Here is a 19145-nt window from a genome sequence, read left to right as displayed (position 1 = left end):
AAACCGTGCCGGCGGACAACTCCGCCATGGCGCACGGGCCGTCCCTCATGGCAGTTTCCCAACCCAACACGGTCTTGGCCCAAAGGGCCCTGGCCAGCAGGGCCTTGGAACGATGGCGGGGGTCGTCCGGGCCGGTCCAACGGATGGGAGACAGGGTTTGATGGGCAAGGACGTGACGCGACTGAGGAACAGGGCCATGGGCGCGGGCATCGCCCTGGGCGTGGCCGCCGGACTGATGGCCCCGGCGGGCTGGGCCGGCGAAAGCCCGGCCGCCATTCCGGACTCGGCGCTCTCCAGCGTGAAGGAATTGCAGAAGCGCGCGTTGGCCGGCAGTGGCGCCTATGAGGTGGTGGAGTCGCTGACCACCCAGGTGGGGCCGCGTCTGCCGGGCACGCCCAACGATGCGGCGGCCGTGGCCTGGGCGGTCAAGACCATGAAGGACCTGGGCCTGCAGAACGTCCATACCGAGGCCGTGCCCATGCCCGGCTGGCGGCGCGGCCTGGAGCGGGCCAGCCTCCTGTCGCCCATGCCGCAGCCGATCGCCGTGGCGGCGCTGGGCGCCAGCGTGGGCACAGGGCCTGAGGGCCTAGAGGCCGAGGTGGTGCGCTTCGCCAACCTGGCGGAGCTGCAGGCGGCACCGGCGGGCTCCCTGACGGGCAAGATCGCCTACATCGCCCTGCCCATGGCCCGCACCCAGGATGGCAGCGGCTATGGCGAGGCCGTGGCCATGCGCATCGCGGGCCCGGCGGCCGCGGCCAAGAAGGGCGCCGTGGCGGTGCTCATCCGGTCCGTTGGCACCGATGCCCACCGCCTGCCTCACACCGGCATGACCCGGTATGAAGAGGGCGTGCCCAAGATTCCCGCCGGCGCCATCTCCACCGTCGATGCCGCTCAGTTGGATCGCCTGCTGACCCCCGGACCCGATAACAAGGGGCCGGTGAGGATGAAGCTGGTGCTGGACGTGGCGCCGCTGGACCCCATCACCACCTACAGCGTGGTGGGCGACCTCAAGGGGACGGAGAAGCCGGACGAGATCGTGCTGGTCGGCGCGCACCTGGACAGTTGGGACCTGGGCACGGGCGCCATCGACGATGGCGCCGGCGTGGCCATCGCGCTGGCGTCGGCCAAGCTGATCAAGGGCCTGCCGGAAAAGCCCAAGCGCACCCTGCGCGTCGTGCTGTTCGCGGCGGAGGAGGAGGGCACCTATGGTGCCATCGCCTATGGCAAGGCGCATGCGGCCGAGGCCGACCGCTATGTCCTGGGCACGGAGGCGGATCTGGGCATTGGTCCGGTCTGGCAATTCAAGATGAAGGCCAACGCCAACAACGCCGCCGCCCTGGCCACCATCGCCACGGCGCTGCAGCCCCTGCGCATCGTCAAGGGCCGCGATGACGAGGAGGGAGAAAGCTCCGACCTGGGGCCCATGGCCAAGGCCGGCATGCCGGTGGCGGAACTGTCGCTGGACGCCACCACCTACTTCGATATCCACCATACGGCGGACGACACGCTGGATCGGGTGGATCGTGCCACCATCGACCAGTCGACGGCAGCCTATGCCAGCGTGCTGTGGCTGGCCATGCAGGCCAGCGGCACTTTCCGTGAACCGGCCACCCGTGAACCCGCAAGCCACTGACACGCGGCGGCGGCCTCAGTCGGCCGTGATGCGGTAGGCGCAACGGCGGGCGCCCTGGGGAATGTGGTCCACCCGTTCCACCTGGGCGCCCAGCACGGCGCGGAAGGTTTCCAGTTCCGAGCGGCAGAAGCCGGCGCAGGCACTGGCGGCGGCGCAGATGGGGCAGTGGTTTTCCACCAGCGTCCAACTGCCATCCGCCTCCCGCCAGCTGTCGGCCATGTAGCCTTCCGCCGTGCGGATGGCGGCCAGGCGACGAACCCGGTCGTCCAAGTCCGGGGCATCCGTCATTTCGTTCTCGTAACGGGCCAGGGTTTCCGCCTCACGTGCGGCAATGACGGTCTCCAGCGCGACCGGTCCCAGCCGTACCACCAGGGTGGACAGCAGCGAGGTCGCCAATGCCGCATGGCCATCGGGGAAATGGGCGTGCCCGGCCGCCGTCAGGTGCCAGCGCTGACGGGGACGACCGCGGCCCACCACGGGCTCGGCCACACTTTCCACCGCGCCCTCCTGCGCCAAACGCCCCAGTTGCTGGCGCGCCGCCTCACCCGTGATTCCCAGCGCGGCCGCCAGGGCCGCCGTGGGCTGGGGGCCTTCCGTCTTCAACAGCAGCAGAACACGGTTGAGGGGGGGCTGAGACATCATATTTCCAAGTTCAGGCTTGCTTTAATCTGCTGGGCGCATATTTTCCAAATGAGAACTTGGAAAAAAATGACCGCCGGGTCAAGGACAAGCCCGCAAGGAACGCCACCGCCCATGTCTTCCGCCCCCACCCCTGATCCAGCCCCCCAGCCGGCGCACCAGCCGGCCTCATCGTCCCGTGACACCGCCGGCTCCGTCTGGCGGCTGTTCTCCCCCGCCTTGTTGCCGGCCACGCTCATGCTGGGCGGCGGCGTCACCCTCTTCGCCGTCGAAACCTATGTCACCGCGACGGTGGCGCCGTCCATCGTCCGGGACATTGGCGGACTGGACCTGTTCGCCTGGGTCACCACTCTGTATGTCGCGGCGGCGGTTCTGGGCGCGCAATTCGTCGCCCTGCGGCCCCGGGCGCTGGGCTTGCGGGGTGTCTACACCGTTGGGGCCTTGGTGTTCAGCGCCGGCAGCCTAGTGTGCGCGGCGGCCCCGGCGATGCCCGTGGTGTTGCTGGGGCGGGCGGTGCAGGGCCTGGGCGCCGGCATGTTGTCGGGCCTGGCCTATGCCTTCATCCGCCATGTCTATCCGGAGGCGCTGTGGCGCAAGGCGTCCACCCTCTATGCCGCCATCTGGGGCGTCGCCACCTTCCTGGGCCCCACGGCGGGGGGGCTGTTCGCCGACGGGGCCAACTGGCGGTACGCGTTTTCCATCCTGGTGCCGCCGGCCCTGCTGATGGCGGCCTGTGCGGGACGGCTGCTGCCCCGGGTGGCGGATGAACGGCAGGATGCCCGGCCGCCTTTGGCCCAGATCGGCCTGTTGCTGGCCGCGGTGCTGCTGGTCAGCGCGGCCGGCACGGACGGGCGCGCCGACCTCAAGACCGGGATGCTGGCGGCCTCGCTGGCGATGTTCGCCGCCATGCTGGGCCTGGAGCGACGCGCGACCATCCGCCTGATGCCCCAGGACGCGACACGCCTGGGGCGTCCCATCGCCCGGCTGTACCTGGTGATGTTCGGGCTGATCATCACCGTCTCCAGCGATGTCTACATTCCCTATTTTCTGCAAACCCTCCACGGCGTGGCGCCGCTGACCTCGGGATATCTGGTCGCCCTGGTGGCGCTGGGCTGGACGCTGACGGCCTTTTTCACCGGCACGCTCAAAGGACGCGGGGCGGTCCTGGCCGTCAGCGCCGGGTGCGCGCTGGAGGCGGGCGCCACGCTGGCGCTGGCGCCGCTTCTCGGCACCGCGACGGCCTGGGACGGCTGGATGGCCATGGCGCCGGCGGTTCTGGCCATGCTGGCCATGGGCGGTGGTGTCGGGCTGTGCTGGGCCCATCTGGTGGCCGGCGTGCTGAGATGGGCCGGGGAGGCGGAGCAGGACAAGGCCTCCGCCGCCATCGCCACCGTGCAGTCGCTGGGAGGCGCCTTCGGGGCCGCCTTGTCGGGCGTCATCGCCAACAGCGCCGGCCTGGTCGATCCGGGCGGCCTGGTCGGTGCCCAGTCGGCCGCCCATTGGCTGTTCCTGCTGATGGCCGCGCCCGGCGCCGTCGCCTTCCTCGTGGCGCTGGTGCCGGACCGGGGGTGAGGCCCATCACGCCACGGAGGGCGGCGCCAGGGCGTGCGAAACAAGCAGCACACAAAATAAAACGGCGGCGGATCCCCAACGATCCGCCGCCGTCTTTCAAGGCGTCCCTAACCCCTGAAGGGATCAGTCAGCGTCGTGCTGGGCGGGCGGCGGCGGCATGTCGCCGTCGTCATCGCCATCCGGGCCGGGGCGGCCGGGGCCGCCATGCATGCCCTGGTCACCGTCGAAGCCAGGCCCGGGGCCGCCGAAACGGCCGCCCCCGAAGCCGTGATGGCCGCCGGGGTGATGACCGTGCGGGCCGATCACGCGGGCCAGCATCGTGTCGGCCTTTTCCTTCTGTTCCGGCGTGAAGCTGGCGTACAGCGGGGTCAGTACGGCCTTCAGTTCGCTGATGTGCTTGGCGTGCTCGGCCGCCATCTTGTCGGCGCGGTCCAGGCGCTCGGTCAGCGAGGGCGGGGTAGGCGGCTCGACCGGCTGGCCGGCCTTACGGGCGGCCTTGACCTGTTCCCAGCGCGCCTTGTGCTCGGCCTCGAATTTCTCCGCCTTCTGCTTCATTTCATCGGCGTCGGCACGGACCACGGCCTCAAACTTCTTCCACTGCCCTTCCTGGGCGGCAGTGATTTTCAGTTCGGCCTTCAAGAAGGCCAGGCGGCCATCCACATGTTCCCACGGACCACCGCGATGGTGCTCACGCGCCATGGGCGGCGGGGCATGGTGGGAAGAATCCTGGGCGAAAGCGCCAGCCGCCACACCGACGGCAAAGACGCCGACCGCCAAGGTCGAAAGGAGTTGGGTACGGAAGCGGGACATGGATCTACAAGCCTCGTCAGGTTTATCTTCGCCGTTCTAGAACCGGCTAAGCGGATATACGGCCCAACTTGGGAAAACTGTCGCCCGCTGCTGATGAAACCTTAAGAAGCGTGTCACTACCCGGGTATCTGGGATAGTCTGAAACAACAGCCCGCCCCACCGATACAGGGGCGGCGGATAGGGGAGCCGCCGGCAGATGGGCCTACTCCCCAGGGGGACCGCGGTCGATGCAGGGAATGGACGAGGAGGCCATGTGGCGGGATGAGGAGGAGGGGGCGACGACGCCCCATAAGCCGACCACCCTCCCGCCCTGGAAGATCCTGGTTGTCGATGATGATACCGAGGTCCACGCCCTGACCCGCATGGTCCTGAACCGGCTGCGCTTCCGCGACCGCAAGGTGGAGATCGTGTCGGCCCACTCGGGGGCGGACGGGTTCAAAATCCTAGCCGAGATGCCGGACATCGCCGTCGTCCTGCTGGATGTGGTGATGGAAACCGACGACGCCGGCCTGGTGCTGGCCCACCGCATCCGCCGCGAATTGGGCAATGAGGCCACGCGCATCGTCCTGCGCACCGGTCAGCCGGGGGTCGCGCCAGAGGAGCAGGTCATCGTCGACTACGACATCGACGACTACCGCCCCAAGGCGGACCTGAGCGCCGCGCGCCTGACCACCACCATCATCACAGCCTTGCGCTCCTACGGGCACATCATCGCGCTGGAGGAGAACAAGCGCGGGCTGGAGCGCATCATCGACAGCGCCGCGACCCTGTTCCAAATCCGGTCCATGCGCGACTTCGCCACCGGGGTCCTGACCCAGGTGGGCAGCTTTCTCAGCTGTGGGCCCCAGGGCGTGATCTGCGTTCACGCGCCCGAGGGGCAAGCTCTCAGCGTGCTGGCGGCCAGCGGCATCTATGCCCACCTGGGCGGCCAAGCCGCCGCGGTCGTGCCCGGCACGGCCATTCCCGGCGCGGACCTGATCGAACAGGCGCTCAACACCCGGCAGTCGCTGTTCGTGGACGACATCAGCGTCCTGCATATCCCCAGCCGAGAAGTCGGTCGGACGGTGGTGCTGATCAAGGCGCAGGAACCGCCATCAGCCATGGACCGGCACCTGCTGGAGCTGTTCGCCACCAAGATCCCGGCCGGCTTCGACAATGTCAGCCTGCTGGAGGGACTGGAGGGCGACGTGGCCCGCCGCACGCGGGATCTGAAGGCCACCAACGCCATGCTGACCGAGAAGCAGGAGCGGCTGGAACGGCAGGCCCATGACCTGGCGGTGCTGGCCCGCGACCTGGACCGCGCCCGCGTGCAGGCCCAGGCCGCCAGCCAAAGCAAATCGGAATTCCTGGCCAACATGAGCCATGAGATCCGAACCCCCATGAACGGCGTCATGGGTATGGTGCAGTTGCTGCTGGATACCCCTCTGAACGAGGAGCAGCGGGGCTTCGCCCAGGCCATCCGTGAAAGTGCGGAGGCGCTGCTGGGCGTCATCGACGACATCCTGGACATCTCGAAGCTGGAGGCGGGAAAGGTCGAGCTGGAGATCGTCGACTTCTCCCTGGGCGGGCTGCTGGACGGCGTCGCCACCATCCTGGCCCCCCGGGCCCGGGAAAAGGGCCTGGCCTTCAAGACCGGGCTGGTGGAGGGCGGGGAGGCGGCTGACGCCCAACCCGGCATCGCCAACGGCGATCGCGACGATGGCGACCGGCAGGTGCTGGTGCGGGGCGACCCGACGCGCCTGCGCCAGATCCTGGTCAACCTCATCGGCAACGCCATCAAGTTCACGCTGAGCGGCGAGGTGGCCGTCAGTCTGGTGCTAACGCCCGTGCCCCGCCCCGGGGGGGCAGGCCGACCCTGTTCCTGCGCGGCGAGGTCAAGGACACGGGCATCGGCATCAATGCCGAGCAGGCGTCCCGCCTGTTCGAGAGCTTCAGCCAGGCCGACACCTCCATCACCCGGCGCTTCGGCGGCACGGGCTTGGGCCTGGCGATTTGCCGCCAGCTGGTTCAGCTCATGGGCGGCACCATCGGCGTGTCCAGCGAACCGGGCGTGGGCAGCACCTTCTGGTTCTCCATCCCCCTGGAGCCGGCCGAGCAACCTTTCCAGGAGGGCTTCACCGCGCCCCTTCCCACCCACCGGCCCTCACCGGCCGTCTGGGGCGGCAGCAGCGCGCCGCCCGTGCCCGCGCAGGGACGGGGCGTGGGCCGGTGCGTCCTGCTGGTGGAGGACAATCCGGTGAACCAGGAGGTGGCCAGCCTGATGCTGGCCAAGGAGGGGTTCGAGGCGGTGCTGGTGCAGGACGGTGTCGACGCGCTGGAGGCCGTGCGCTGCCGCCGCTTCGACCTGGTGCTGATGGATATCCAGATGCCGCGCATGGACGGGATCGAGGCCACGCGCCGCATGCGCGCCATGGGGGCCCGCATGCCCATCATCGCCATCACCGCGAACGCCATGGCGGGCATGCGTGAGGAATACCTGGCGGCGGGGATGGACGACTATGTCGCCAAGCCTTTCGACCGGGGCCATTTCATCGGCAAGGTGGTGCATTGGGCCTGCGGCCAGCCCGCCCAGCAGGAGGCTCCGGTGGAGCCGGTGGCCAGTGTGCCACCCCTGTTCGGCATCCTGGCGGAGGACAGGCTGGGGGAACTGGCCACGATGGCGGCACGGCCGGATTTCATCCGCATCGTCAGCGGCTTCCTCACCTTGGGCAAGCAACGGGTGGAAACCTTGGCCGAGGCGGCGCGGAACCGGGATCTGAAGGCCCTGCGGGCCGAATTGCATGACCTGATGGCCACCGCCGGCACCTGCGGGCTGATCCGGCTGCAGGATCTGGCCATGGCCTTGCATGAGGCCTGTGTCGCGGCCGACCTGGACCGTGCGGTCGCGGTCGCCCAGTCGGCGGTGGAATTTGGCCGCCAGGATTGGGAACTGCTGCGCGAACGCTTCCTGTCCGACGCGGAGGACACGCCGCCGCCAACCGCGTAGGTCGGCCCTTTCAAATGTGCCTCTCTGATGAAAAAACGGCCGCCCCGGGATGTGGGGCGGCCGTCTTGATGAAGCCGGGATGCTGTATGGGTCCTGAAAGGCTTACTGGAACGTGGTGTCCAGGGCGCGCAGTGTCCACAGCGCCTGTTCACGCTCCTCCGGCTCGATACGCTCCGCACGGGCGCCGTCCAGGGTCACCCGACGGGTGTTGCGCACCACGGAGGCCAGGTAAGCCGGGTGGGCGCGGTAGACGAACAGGAAGGACTCGGCGGTGGCCACCAGATCGGCATCGCCCAGCGCGCGGGTCATTTCCTTTTCCACGGTCAGGCTCAGCGGCACCGGGTCCTGGGGGAAGGCCTCGGGGAAGCGGCGGCTGAGCTGGGCATGCACCCGGGCCATGTCCTCCGGCAGTTCCAGCGGCGTGCCGGCAACTCGGGGCAGGGTGATGGCGGCGCCATCGAAATCATTCACCACCACACGGGGCGGCCACAGCACGTGGGGCCGGTCGCTGGCATCGTCCTCACGGCCACGCCCGCCATGGGCGGGGCGTCCGCCCGGACGACCGCGCTGCTCACCGCCGTGGGGGCGGCTGTCACGGTTATCCTGGTGCCGGCTTTCCAGCGCCCGGTAGTTGGGACGGAAGTCGGAGTCCGGCCGGTCATAGTCGTAATGCGCGGGGCGGTAGGGACCGTCACCGCGCGACTGCCGGCGCTCACCAAAATCAGGTTCCGGTTGGCGGTCCCCCCGATCAAAGCGACCGGTGTCACGATCGGCACCGCCGCCCTGGCGGCTGCGCACCGGCGTCGGGGTCCGTTCCAGAACGACGACACGCTTTGTTGCGCCGCGGTCACCAACGGTGCCGCGCTGTGCCGCGTCGAGAGTTAGTTTAGTTTCAAAGCCCAGCGGCTTCTTGAGAGATAAAGTTGTCATGGCATCCATCCCGGCTCAAGGCAACGATACCAGTTTTTTGCTGCGGTGCCGCAACCAGAAAGTCGGTTCCACGCCCTCGTTTGATGCAGCCTTGATTTAACCAGCGTGCATGCCCCGAGCCTTCCCGTGCCAAGGCGTCCCCATCCGGTCATCTTCAAGCCCATCGTATTAACGGGTACATGAAAACGTTAATGAAACCGCAGGCGGAACGAGTATTGGCTGAAAGGTGGTTGGTGGCGACCCTGTTCGGCATCGTCGTGCCCCATGGTCATCACTATCAGGCCCAGCGGTTAAGGAAAGTTTTACAAGGATCGCCTGTAACGACAGGTCCGCACAGTATTGATGATTAATGACCGCATGTCCGCCACGCATCCGTTGCAGGACGGGCAATGGCGGCTGACCTTGTGTCCGGACCACCCGAATGGGGCTAACCCACCCGAATGGTGGGCGACTCCAAACAAAAAGCCGGGCGGCGACACTGATCGTCGACGCCCGGCTTTTAATCAAATCGCGGCAGGGATGGTTCCCATCCATGCCGCAGCGCAAAACGGATAGGCTCAACGGCCCTGCCGCATCAGCCGTTGTGGTTGGCCAGGGACTTGGCCAAGGCCATGATGCTGTCGCGCACCGAGCTTTCGGTGATGCGGGAATAGGCGCGCACCAGCTCCAGGGTTTCGCGGCGCTCGCTGGGCGGCCGGCCGCCCTCCACCGCCGCCTCGATGGCGGGTGCCGGGATCTCGCCCTGCGGGCCCAGGCCGTCGAAGAAGAAGCTGATGGGAACGTCCAGAACCTGGGCGATCTTGTGCAGCATGGACGCGGAGATGCGGTTGGCGCCGCGCTCATACTTCTGCACCTGCTGGAACGTCAGGCCAATGGCCTCCCCCAGCTTTTCCTGGCTCATGCCGATCAGGGTCCGGCGCAGGCGCACCCGGCCACCGACATAACTGTCCACGCTCGTGCCCGTCTCTTCCTCGGCAGCCAGCATGGTGCGCTTGCGGGTCTTGCTACGGCCGGTGTTCGGCTTGTCTGTCGTCATTTCCTAAAATCCTGTCGCACGTGGGGGCGAGGCGCTTCCCCGGACAGCGTGATGGCAACCACCGCCGATCTGGGGACTTGTCCTCATTGACCACCGTCATCAAGGGCCGATACACGGCACCCCCTGCACGGGATCGTCTTCTTTGCCGTTATCCGGGACGGCCTCCACCGGGGATCCGCTGTCAGCCGTTGGGGAGGCGACGCGGGAACACCAGCAGGATACCGTTCCGAAGCGGTCTGTATAAGGACATCGTAAACAAGTTTACATACCGTAAATAAGGGAATTCCTTTATCCCTGGTAGACTACAAAGTAGGGGATAGAAGCCCCGACGACACCCCTGTCCTGCAGTGGTATCCCCTTGTGCGCTATCTGCGGGCTTCTCAAAGTTCGCCCCACCATTTAGGTGCGTCTTAGCGTCGCGGACACGCGGCTTAAGGGCGCGGGGGGCGGGCGCATCGCTGCGGTTATGCCCGAAAAGGACGATAGGCCCTAAAAGAACAACGGGGCGGTGCCATAGGCCCGCCCCGTCGCGACTCGTCTCATTGTAACCCGCTCGCTTGCACGCGCCCGGCAAACGCCCGGATTAAGCCGTCCCCCTCAGGCCGCCACGATGGCGGAGAGGAAATCGGCCACGGCGCGCTGCAGTTCCTTGGCCTGCACCGACAGGTCGCTGCTGGCGGTGAACACCTGGCTGGTCGCCAGGCCCGTGTCGTTGGCGGCACGGGCCACGGTGCCGATGTCACCGCCGACACGGGTGACGCCCTGGGCGGCGTCGGTCATGGTGGCGGCGATGGCTTGGGTGGCGCGCGCCTGCTCGGTGATGGTGCGGGCGATCCCGTCGTTCACCTGGTCGATCCGCATCACCGCCCCGACGATCTCCCGGAAAGCCTCGACGGCCTGGGCGATGGCGGCCTGCATGGCGGCGATCTCCTGCTGGATGTCCTGGGTGGCCTGGGCGGTCTGTCCGGCCAAGCCCTTCACCTCGCTGGCGACCACGGCGAAGCCGCGGCCGGCCTCACCGGCGCGGGCGGCCTCGATCGTGGCGTTCAGCGCCAACAGGTTCGTCTGCCCGGCGATGGTCTGGATCAGGGCGACCACGTCGGTAATGCGGCGCGACGCCACGGTCAGCCGCTCGATCAGTTCGCTGGTGCCCTTGGTGCTGTCGGCGGTGGTGCGGGCCAGCTTGGCGGCCTCGGCCACGCTTTCCAGCACGTCGGCCGTTGTGGCGCGCAATTGTTCCGCGGCACTGACGGCGCCCTGGATGGTGCCATTGGCGGACTGGGCCGCGCTCTCCGCCGCGCTGGCGGCGGTGGAAGCGCCGGCGGCGGTGCGCGACACGGCGCGCGCCGTTTCCACTAGGCCGTGGGCGGCCTCGGTGACCGAGCCCAGGATGCGGCCCGCCTTGGTCTCGAAGGACTGGGCGGTGTCTTCCAGGGCTCGGCGGCGCATTTCCTCGGCCCGCACGCGTTCCTGGTCGCGTTCCACGTTGAGGCGCTCCACCGCGCGGGCGTTGTCCCGGAAGACGGACAGGCTGTCCACCATCTCCCCGATCTCGTCCTTGCGGGCGGTGGGCAGGGCCACGTCCAGTCGGCCCCCTGCCAACGCGCGGGTGGCACCGGCCACGGCCAGCAGCGGCGACAGCACGCCCCGCATCAGGAACAGGACCGCCAGCCCGCACAGGACCAGGCCCAGGGCCGTGCTGGCCTGGATGCCGTGGTTCAGGTCGTCGATCACCCCCAGCGCCGCCTGGTTGCCGGCGCGCACCTGGGCTTGGTCACCCTTGGCCACCAGCTTCATGGCCTCCGCCATGCGGTCCAGGTGGTCGTTCAGGCCATCCACCTGGGCGGACAGCTTCAGCAGCTGATCCGCCGGGGCGGAGCTCTTGCCCGCCAGCGGCTTCAAGGCCATGGCGGTTTCCTGCAGGGCCTCGAACTGGGTCTTGGCCATCTGCACCTTGGTGGCCACGTCGCCCAGCGGGTTGTTCTCAGCGGTGCCGTTCGCGCGCTCCCGCGCGGCGACGCGGCGCACCTCCTCCAGGCCGGCGGCGTAGGTGCTGGCGATGGCCCGCAGGGAGTTGCTGAGTTCCGCCGGCTCCGCCACCGACAGGGTGCCCATCAACGTCTGGGTCAACAGCACCTGCACCTGCATGTTCTTCAGGGTGGCGGCCAGGCCCAGGTCGGCCATGGCCCCGTCCGTCTGCGCGGTCGTTCCCTCCAGGATGGCGCGCGACTGCCGGGCGATGCCAATGCCGATGGCGCTTTGCAGCAGAACCAGGAACAACAGCGTGCCGCCTACCGCCATGAACTTGGAGCGCAGGCGCGTGGGGTGTGGCACCAGCCGCGCCATCAGGCGCCCCAGGCGGTTGGCGGCGCGCGCCACGGCGACCCCGGCGGGGCTGTTGAACAGTGGCGCCAGACGGGCGCCAAGGGCGGTCTTGAGGGCGGGCAGGCGGGCCGTGACGGTCGCAAGGCGGTCGGGGGCAAGGCGGTCGGGGGACGTCTGGCGCATGGGGGGCGGCCATCCTGACAGAGGCGGGGGAACCCCGGAGGACAGGCCAGCCGGGGCCATGCCACCTTACAAACCGCGGCGGGCACCGGATAATCACAGCCATGTTAAATTTGGATTTATACTTTGTGACACACTCCTAAAATTACCGAAAATGCAATGCATCTTCGGGATAGGATATCCAAAGCCATATCCATCCGCCGGCTCAGGCCCCCGCCGCCTGCGTCTGCGCCTGCTCTTGCGGTTGCGCGTCGGCCTCGGGGCGCGGCGCCAACCGCTTGAGCCCAAACCAAGGACGCAGGACGTTGATGCGCCGCACGACCTCATAGGTGGCGAAGCATCCCGCGAAGGTGATGGCCACCAGCAGGGTGGCCTCCAAGCCCTGGTTCAGGCCCAGGGGCGCCAGGTTGTGGCCCGCGACCACGGTGATGGTCTGATGGACCAGGTAGAAGGGGAAGACGGCCTGGACCAGATACCGCAGCACCGGGCCGTCACGGTTCAGGTGGCGGGCGCCAAAGCCCAGCGCCGCGACGATGGCCCCCCACTGCTGCGCGGCGTACACGACACGCATGGCCGCGCGGATGCCCCAGGGGGCGGCGGGCGCGCCGAAGGGATAGGCCCAGGTGTAATAGGCGACAACCGCATAGGCGGGAAGGGCCAGGGCCAGGCCCCACCAGCGCCAGCGCACGAAACCGTCCCGCAAGGGCAGGGATTTGGCGATGAGGAAGCCGAACAGGAAGGCCGTGAACGACAGGATGTGATTGTACCAGTCGTGCAGCAGCCAGTGCGTGATGGGGAAGCGCAGTTGCAGCATGTCCAGGGCGCACAGCGCCAGGAAGGGCAGGGCCACCAGCCGCCAGCCGGTCAACCGGGTCTCCAGCATCCCGCCCACCGCGCGCAGGCGCTGCCCCGCCATGGCCAATAAGACCGATAGCGCCAGGCTGTAGACCAGCAGGTAGGAGACGAACCACATGTGGTTATAAGTGGGCGTCGTCAGGCAGTCATTGACCCGGCACCAGTGGCCCGTGCCGCTGAGGTATTTCAGGTAGAAGGCGGGATAGTCGGTCTCCACCGGCGTCACCGCCTGTTCGATCACCTGATAATAGGTCTGCGGCGGCACCAGGACCAGGACGGCGAACGCCAGGGGCGGGACCAGGCGGGCCAGCCTCGCCTTGGTCAGGGCGGCCACCGTCATCTTGTCGGCCATGAAGCGGGTGGCGGCGCCGGAGACCAGGAAGAGCAGGGTGAGGCGCCACGGGCTGGTGGCCATCAGCACCGATGCCATCCCCGGAACCTCGCGCGGGCTTTTCACATGCCATTCCCAAGGCCCGTAGAACATGCCGACGTGGAACACGATCAACGTGAAGAACGCCAGTACCCGGATCCAGTCCAGGTCCGGACGGCGGGTGACGGTTGGCGTCGTACGGGAAGGCATCATGTTCTTTCGGCCCCTGGTCGTAAGACGTGTGGCGGTCGCGTGTACCGCTGCCCTACGCTGATCTTTGGAGAAAGGGCGGGCCATTTCCCTGACGCGAACGGCTGGTTTTAAGGGGCCGGCGGGGACGGATGGTGGCGCTGAAATGGTGAACGGTTGAAAATATGAGACGGGCGGCGGATCGTTTCCTTGCCTTCTGGAGTACGCCGAATCTGAAGGCTTGGGCGCTGGTGTGGCTGGGTTTCGCCTTTCTTCCCACCACCATCAACGCCTTCACATTGCTCACGGAATACGAACGTACCAACCAGGACATCCCGGGGTGGGAGCCCTTCCTGCGTGAGTATTCCAGTGGCATCGCGCTGCTGCTGGTGCTGCCCCTGGTCCGCTGGTCCATCAATCATGCCCCCGCCTGGACGGACGCGCCCGTCCGTTGGGTTGCCCAATTCCTGGGAACGGCCTTGTGCTTCAGCGCCCTGCACCTGGCCGCCGTGACCGTGGTGCGCATGGCCGCCTATGGCGCCCTGGGCCAGGCATACGGCCTGGACGACCTGCGGGACGACCTGCCCTATGAGATTCGCCGGGACCTCCTGACCTATTTGCTGATCGTGCTGGTGGTGGTCGGCGTCCGCCACCTGATCCGCCTGTCGCGCTCCCTGGCCCTGCTGGAGGCGGCGGCGAACGCCGGCGGCTCCCCAACGACGGCGGGTCCGCCCGCTCACCCGCCTAGGCCTGGACACCCACCTGGGCCTGCGACGGAACCGGCGCGGGTGGAACTGAAGGTCGGGTCGCGGCGCGTCTACCTGGCGCCGGCGGAAATCCTGCTGGTCCGGTCCGCCGGCAATTACATCGAGGTCGTGACCGCCGAAGCCGTTCATCTGGTCCGCCGCACCCTGGCGGATTTCCAGGCCGACCTGCCCGTTCCGGAATTCGTGCGGGTTCACCGCTCCCATGTGGTGAACCGCGGCGCCATCCTGCGCATCGACAGCCGCCCCTCCGGCGACATGGACCTCACGTTGCGCAATGGGGCCGTCATTCCCGCCAGCCGGCGTTACAAATCAGAGTTGTTCTAGAATAGATGTATGCCCAAGCGATTATCGGGTGCGCACCGTGAATCGCCGGAGGTATAGGTCTAAGGTCCGTTTGAAGTGGGACGGTGCATTGGGCCAGACTGCGATGGTCGACCGGGTGCACTGTTCTACAAGGTTTCACACCTTGCGATGAAGTGCCCCCCGGAGATGGGTGCCCCAAGTCCGGCCCAACCGGCATTGGTCGGCGTTAACCTTGTTTTTGTGTTGGCTTGGAGGCACTGCCGACCGATGGAAGCCTTGTCTTCGCACGCCATTCTGGCAGCGATCGTTGACTCCTCGGATGACGCCATCATCAGCAAGACGCTGGACGGCATCGTCACCAGTTGGAACGCGGCCGCTGAGCGGATGTTCGGCTATACCGCCGAAGAGATGATCGGCCGCAGCGTCACCGTGCTGGCGCCGCCCGGACGCGAGGCGGAAATGCCCAGCATCCTGGCCCGGCTGAAGCAGGGGGAGCGGGTCAGCCATTTCGAGACGCTGCGCCGCCACAAGGATGGCCATACGCTGGAAATCTCGCTGAGCGTCTCGCCCCTGCACGACAACGACGGCAACCTGATCGGCGCGTCCAAGATCGCCCGCGACATTTCCCAGCACCGCCGGTCCGAACGGCAAATCTCCTTTCTGATGCAGGAGGTCGACCACCGCGCCAAGAACGCGCTGGCGGTGGTGCAGTCCATCCTGCGCCTGACGCGCGCCGATACGGTCGATGATTTCGTGGCCCTGGTGGAGGGCCGCATCTCCGCGCTGGCGGCCATCCACAGCCAAGTGGCCAGCCGCCAATGGGTGGGCACCGACCTGGACAGCCTGACCACCATCTCCTTCGAGCCCTTTGATCCCGCCGGTTCGCGCGTCACCCGCAGCGGTCCCCAGACGGTGCTGGGGCCCCAGGCCTCCCAGGCCATGGGCTTGGCGCTGTATGAGCTGGCCGGCAATGCCGCCCGCTTCGGTGCCCTGAACCACCCCGACGGCCACATCGACCTGTCCTGGCACAGCGATGAGGAGGCCCTGTCCCTCAGTTGGCGCGAATGGGGTCTGCGCGATGTGCGCCCGCCCTTGCGCAAGGGCTTCGGCCTCACGGTCTGTCAGTTGCTGCTGGCGGGGCAGTTGGGCGGGCGCCTGAACTTCGACTGGCAGGACGGCGGCCTGGCCCTGGGCATCAGCCTGCCGCGCGCCAACCTGACGGCCTGACGCCCGCACCCATTTGGCGATCAGGCCAGGTGCGGTCTCTCCACCCCTGGCGCGGCCGCCCGGGACTTCAGCCCGAACCAGGGGCGCAACGGATTCACGCGCCGCACCGCCTCATAGGCGGCGAAGCAGGTGGCGAAGGTGCCCAGGATCAGCAGCGGCGCCTCCACCCCCTGGGGCAGGGCGGCCTTGGCCAGGTAATGCCCCAAGACCACGGTCGCCGTCTGGTGCACCAGGTAGAAGGGGAAGACCGCCGGGACCAGATAGCGCAGGGCGGCGCTGTCGCGGGTGAGGTGGCGGGCACCGAAGCCCAGCACGGCCGCAATGGCCGCCCATTGGTCGGCGGCATAGACGAAGCGCATGACGGCGCGCAAGGCCTCCGGCGGGACGGCATCGTCGGCGCGGTAGGTCCAAGCGTAGGCCGCGAAGGCGGCATAGGCCGGCAGCGCCACCATCAGCGCCGGCCAGCGCAGGCGTATGAAACCCTGGCGCAGGCTGTCGGAGGGCGCCGTGAGGAAGCCGAACAAGAAGGCGCTGAACGACAGGGCATGGTCATACCAGTCGTTGACGATCCAATGCGTCATGGGAAACCGGTCCAACAGGGCCAAGCGGATCACCCCCAGGAACAGGATGGGCAGCACCAGCAGACGCCAACCGGCAAGGGCTTGGTCAATGCCGCGCTCCAGCCGCTTCAGCGCCGGCGCCGCCACGGCCAGCAGGGCGCACAGCACCAGCGTGTAGGCCAGCAGATAGGCCACGAACCACATGTGGTTGTAGGTGGGCGTCATCAGGCAGTCGGTCCCGCGGCACCAGTGGCCGCTGCCGGTGACGTACCTCAGGTAAAAGTCGGCGTAGGGCAGGGCCTGGTCCGGCACCTTCTCCACGATCTCGAAAAAGCTCTGCGGCGGGACGATCACGAAGATAGCCAGCAGCAGCGGCGGTAGCAGCCGCGCCACCCGGGCGCGGGTCAGCGCCCAGACATCCACCGTGCCGGCGATAGTCCTCTTGCCCGCCAAGAACCGCGTGGCGGCGCCGGAAACCAGGAACAACAGCGTCAGCCGCCACGGGCTGGTCAGCATCATGACGGGTTCCAGCGCGGGAACCGGATGCGGACTTTTCACATGCCAGTCCCAGGGCACGTAGAACATGCCCACGTGATAGAGGATCAGCAGGAAGAAGGCGATGACCCGGATCCAATCCAGATCATACCGGCGCATCGAAGGGGAGGCAGGGGCGGAAAAGGGCATCGGCGGCGCATCCTCACGATCAAGCTGGCCTGGGGGCCTGCGTTGGCGCTACGCTGCATCCACCCGGCAGCCGGCCCAAGGCCGGAGGGCACCGGCGGCGGGACAAAGGGCGCGGATGGGGACTGAATGGCGATGTCCACGGCACCAACGGTGGAACCGGCGGCGCAAGCGGTGATGCTGCCGGGGTGGCGTCTTTCGGCGCGGGGCACCTGGGCGCTGGTGTGGCTGGCCTTCTATCTGTTGCCCACCACAGTGAACATTTTCTCCGTGCTCACCGAACACGAGCGCGGCGGCGCCAGCCGCATCGCCGCCTGGGAACCGATCTGCTGGGAGTATTCCAGCGCCATCGGCGGTTTCGCCGCCCTACCACTGGTCTATCTGGCCGTCAACCGGGCGGTCTGGGCCCGCGCCCCCTGGCGTAGCCTGGGGCTGCACAGCGTCACGATGCTGGGCTACAGCACCGTGCATGTCGCCATCATGATGGGGCTGCGGTCCATCCTCTATGGACTCGTGGGCGGGACCTACCACATGGGGCCGCTGGTCCGCGAATTCCCCTATGAGCTCCGCAAGGACATCATAACTTATCTGGTCGCCACCGCCATCCTGACCATGGGGCGCCAATTGGTGCGCCTGTCGCGGGTGGTCGCCCTGGTGGAAGCGCAGCAGGCGGCGGGGGCGGCGCTCATGCACGCCCCCACGCCCGTCCCTATGCCCGTCCCGCTGCCGCCCGTCGCGGAACCGCCGCCGCGCCTGGAACTGAAGGTCGGCACCCGCCGGGTGTTCGTGGCCCCGGAAGAAATTCTCCAGGTCAGCGCCGCCGGCAAATATGTGGAGGTCATGACGGCGGAGCGGGTGCACCTGGTCCGCCGGTCCCTGGCCGACATCCAGGCCGACCTGCCGCCCCAGTTGTTCGTGCGCGTCCACCGCTCCCGCCTGCTGAACCGCGCCGCCATCCAGCGCGTGGACAGCCGCCCCTCCGGCGACCTGGACATCACACTGACCACCGGCCTGACCGTCACCGCCAGCCGGCGCTTCAAGGCGGATTTGCTGACGGGGTGAGGAGCGGGTCCCGCCATGTCCTTAGGCTTAAATCAACCGCCGCCGCTGGCCTCGTTTTCCCGCACGAAGCGGACGATGGCGGCGGGGATGCCGGGGTTGATGGCCAGGCCGGGGTCGGTGTAGGTGGCCAGGTTGCCGGCGCGGTCGTTCAGGGGCGCGTTCTTCAAGATATGGTTCACCGCCTCCAGCCGTTCCAGACGCACGCCCTGACGCGCCTGGGACAGGCGGACGGCGTCGGACATGTCGACCTGCACGTCGTTGGCGCCTTGGAGCACCAGCACGGGGGCGGTGGTGCGGGCCAGTTCGGCGGCCGGGTCGCGCGTCAGTTCGGAGATCAGGTAGGGCTGCACGCTGGGGCGGAACAGGTTCATCAGCGGCGGCGGCACCTTGGTCACCGGCCGGCCCTGCTCCAACAGGGTGATGGCTTCCAGAGCGGCTTTCTGCACATCGAGCGGCAGGTCGGTGCGGGGGAGCTGCTGGCGCAGCAGGTCGCCGAACGTGCGGCCGGGGGTGGCCACCAGGATCAGGCCGGCCACGGGCACCCGTTGCGCCAGCAGGGTGACGGTCAGTCCGCCCTCGCTGTGCCCCAGCAGGAAGACGGGACCGATGCCAGGCTGGGCGCGCAGGAAGGCCAGCCACTGGCCGGCATCCTGCACATAGGTGTCCAGGCGCAAATCCTCCTCGCGGATCAGGGCGCCCTTGCTGGCGCCCACGCCGCGCTTGTCGACCCGCAGGCTGGTGATGCCCTTCACGGCCAAGGATTGCGCCAGTTGCCGCAAGGCGTCGGTCCGCAATGATGGGCCGTTGCCGTTGCGGTCGACGGGACCGGACCCGGCCAGCATCAGCACCGCCGGAATGGGTCCCGGGGGCGCCATGTCCGGCAGTTGCAGGGTGCCCGCCAGCGGGCCGGGCCCCCCATTGATGGCCACCTCCTGCTCGACGGCGCGGGCCGGCCCGGCGGCGATCAGCGCCGTCAGCACCAGAGCCCATCCCCATTGCCATGCCCGCATCGCCCGCCCT

Annotated in this window: 13 protein-coding genes and 3 pseudogenes; 8 read left to right on the top strand and 8 right to left on the bottom strand. The window is 67.9% G+C overall.

Going from position 1 to position 19145, the window contains the following annotated elements; genetic code table 11:
- The first annotated feature begins 196 nt into the window (after positions 1-196).
- On the top strand, positions 197-1633 hold the full coding sequence (locus ULB03_RS12500) for a M20/M25/M40 family metallo-hydrolase (protein WP_322483426.1): 1437 nt from the start codon (positions 197-199) through the stop codon (positions 1631-1633).
- Positions 1634-1648: 15 nt separating this feature from the next.
- Here the strand turns inward: ULB03_RS12500 and ULB03_RS12495 are convergent, their stop codons facing one another.
- Complete coding sequence (locus ULB03_RS12495; protein WP_322483425.1) at positions 1649-2272, bottom strand: helix-turn-helix transcriptional regulator; 624 nt, start codon at positions 2270-2272, stop codon at positions 1649-1651.
- 114 nt (positions 2273-2386) lie between these two features.
- Between ULB03_RS12495 and ULB03_RS12490 the strand changes: the two genes are divergently transcribed.
- The gene (locus ULB03_RS12490; protein WP_322483424.1) at positions 2387-3844 is read left to right on the top strand and encodes an MFS transporter; all 1458 of its coding nucleotides are present in this window, start codon (positions 2387-2389) and stop codon (positions 3842-3844) included.
- Positions 3845-3967: 123 nt separating this feature from the next.
- On the opposite strand, the gene ULB03_RS12485 is transcribed toward ULB03_RS12490, so the two are convergent.
- The gene (locus ULB03_RS12485; protein ID WP_322483423.1) at positions 3968-4654 is read right to left on the bottom strand and encodes a Spy/CpxP family protein refolding chaperone; all 687 of its coding nucleotides are present in this window, start codon (positions 4652-4654) and stop codon (positions 3968-3970) included.
- A gap of 227 nt (positions 4655-4881) precedes the next feature.
- On the opposite strand from ULB03_RS12485, the pseudogene ULB03_RS27430 reads away from it, so the two are divergent.
- From ULB03_RS27430 to ULB03_RS12475, 3 genes and pseudogenes are all read left to right on the top strand, one after another.
- Positions 4882-6171, top strand: a pseudogene (locus ULB03_RS27430) (DUF3369 domain-containing protein); the annotation flags it as partial.
- A 338-nt stretch (positions 6172-6509) separates the two neighbouring features.
- Positions 6510-6680: pseudogene (locus ULB03_RS27425) on the top strand (ATP-binding protein); the annotation flags it as partial.
- Positions 6681-6854: 174 nt separating this feature from the next.
- On the top strand, positions 6855-7640 hold the full coding sequence (locus tag ULB03_RS12475; protein ID WP_322483421.1) for a response regulator: 786 nt from the start codon (positions 6855-6857) through the stop codon (positions 7638-7640).
- 102 nt (positions 7641-7742) lie between these two features.
- Here ULB03_RS12475 and ULB03_RS12470 read toward each other — a convergent pair whose 3' ends face one another.
- The 4 genes from ULB03_RS12470 to ULB03_RS12455 form a co-directional block, all read right to left on the bottom strand.
- Positions 7743-8570 (bottom strand): ProQ/FINO family protein, encoded by an 828-nt coding sequence (locus tag ULB03_RS12470; RefSeq protein ID WP_322483420.1) that lies wholly within the window; start codon positions 8568-8570, stop codon positions 7743-7745.
- Positions 8571-9144: 574 nt separating this feature from the next.
- On the bottom strand, positions 9145-9555 hold the full coding sequence (locus tag ULB03_RS12465; protein ID WP_246130201.1) for a helix-turn-helix domain-containing protein: 411 nt from the start codon (positions 9553-9555) through the stop codon (positions 9145-9147).
- Between the two features lie 648 nt (positions 9556-10203).
- Positions 10204-12114 carry a methyl-accepting chemotaxis protein gene (locus ULB03_RS12460; protein WP_322483419.1) on the bottom strand — a complete coding sequence of 637 codons (1911 nt, stop codon included), beginning with the start codon at positions 12112-12114 and terminating at the stop codon, positions 10204-10206.
- 202 nt (positions 12115-12316) lie between these two features.
- The gene (locus ULB03_RS12455; protein ID WP_322483418.1) at positions 12317-13549 is read right to left on the bottom strand and encodes an acyltransferase family protein; all 1233 of its coding nucleotides are present in this window, start codon (positions 13547-13549) and stop codon (positions 12317-12319) included.
- A 227-nt stretch (positions 13550-13776) separates the two neighbouring features.
- Between ULB03_RS12455 and ULB03_RS12450 the strand changes: the two genes are divergently transcribed.
- On the top strand, positions 13777-14616 hold the full coding sequence (locus tag ULB03_RS12450; protein ID WP_322483417.1) for a LytR/AlgR family response regulator transcription factor: 840 nt from the start codon (positions 13777-13779) through the stop codon (positions 14614-14616).
- A gap of 255 nt (positions 14617-14871) precedes the next feature.
- The gene (locus ULB03_RS12445) at positions 14872-15822 is read left to right on the top strand and encodes a PAS domain S-box protein (RefSeq protein WP_322483416.1); all 951 of its coding nucleotides are present in this window, start codon (positions 14872-14874) and stop codon (positions 15820-15822) included.
- 20 nt (positions 15823-15842) lie between these two features.
- On the opposite strand, the gene ULB03_RS12440 is transcribed toward ULB03_RS12445, so the two are convergent.
- The gene (locus ULB03_RS12440; RefSeq protein WP_322483415.1) at positions 15843-17066 is read right to left on the bottom strand and encodes an acyltransferase family protein; all 1224 of its coding nucleotides are present in this window, start codon (positions 17064-17066) and stop codon (positions 15843-15845) included.
- Positions 17067-17192: 126 nt separating this feature from the next.
- On the opposite strand from ULB03_RS12440, the gene ULB03_RS12435 reads away from it, so the two are divergent.
- Positions 17193-18125, top strand: coding sequence for a LytTR family DNA-binding domain-containing protein (locus ULB03_RS12435; protein ID WP_322483414.1), 933 nt, complete (start codon positions 17193-17195; stop codon positions 18123-18125).
- Between the two features lie 32 nt (positions 18126-18157).
- Here ULB03_RS12435 and ULB03_RS12430 read toward each other — a convergent pair.
- A pseudogene (locus tag ULB03_RS12430) lies at positions 18158-18892 on the bottom strand (alpha/beta hydrolase); the annotation flags it as partial.
- Positions 18893-19145 lie beyond the last annotated feature (253 nt).

The sequence above is a fragment of the Nitrospirillum goiasense genome (assembly GCF_034427435.1).
Lineage (GTDB): Bacteria > Pseudomonadota > Alphaproteobacteria > Azospirillales > Azospirillaceae > Nitrospirillum.
Note: the sequence above shows the minus strand (reverse complement) of the source record. Positions and strands in the feature narration are given on the sequence as shown.

Excerpts from the sequence above, each read along its gene's own strand:
- ULB03_RS12500 (WP_322483426.1), top strand. The coding sequence starts at position 197 with ATGGGCGCGGGCATCGCCCTGGGCGTGGCCGCCGGACTGATGGCCCCG.
- ULB03_RS12495 (WP_322483425.1), bottom strand. The coding sequence starts at position 2,272 with ATGTCTCAGCCCCCCCTCAACCGTGTTCTGCTGCTGTTGAAGACGGAA.
- ULB03_RS12490 (WP_322483424.1), top strand. The coding sequence starts at position 2,387 with ATGTCTTCCGCCCCCACCCCTGATCCAGCCCCCCAGCCGGCGCACCAG.
- ULB03_RS12485 (WP_322483423.1), bottom strand. The coding sequence starts at position 4,654 with ATGTCCCGCTTCCGTACCCAACTCCTTTCGACCTTGGCGGTCGGCGTC.
- ULB03_RS12470 (WP_322483420.1), bottom strand. The coding sequence starts at position 8,570 with ATGACAACTTTATCTCTCAAGAAGCCGCTGGGCTTTGAAACTAAACTA.
- ULB03_RS12465 (WP_246130201.1), bottom strand. The coding sequence starts at position 9,555 with ATGCTGGCTGCCGAGGAAGAGACGGGCACGAGCGTGGACAGTTATGTC.
- ULB03_RS12460 (WP_322483419.1), bottom strand. The coding sequence starts at position 12,114 with ATGCGCCAGACGTCCCCCGACCGCCTTGCCCCCGACCGCCTTGCGACC.
- ULB03_RS12455 (WP_322483418.1), bottom strand. The coding sequence starts at position 13,549 with ATGATGCCTTCCCGTACGACGCCAACCGTCACCCGCCGTCCGGACCTG.
- ULB03_RS12440 (WP_322483415.1), bottom strand. The coding sequence starts at position 17,066 with ATGCCCTTTTCCGCCCCTGCCTCCCCTTCGATGCGCCGGTATGATCTG.
- ULB03_RS12435 (WP_322483414.1), top strand. The coding sequence starts at position 17,193 with ATGGCGATGTCCACGGCACCAACGGTGGAACCGGCGGCGCAAGCGGTG.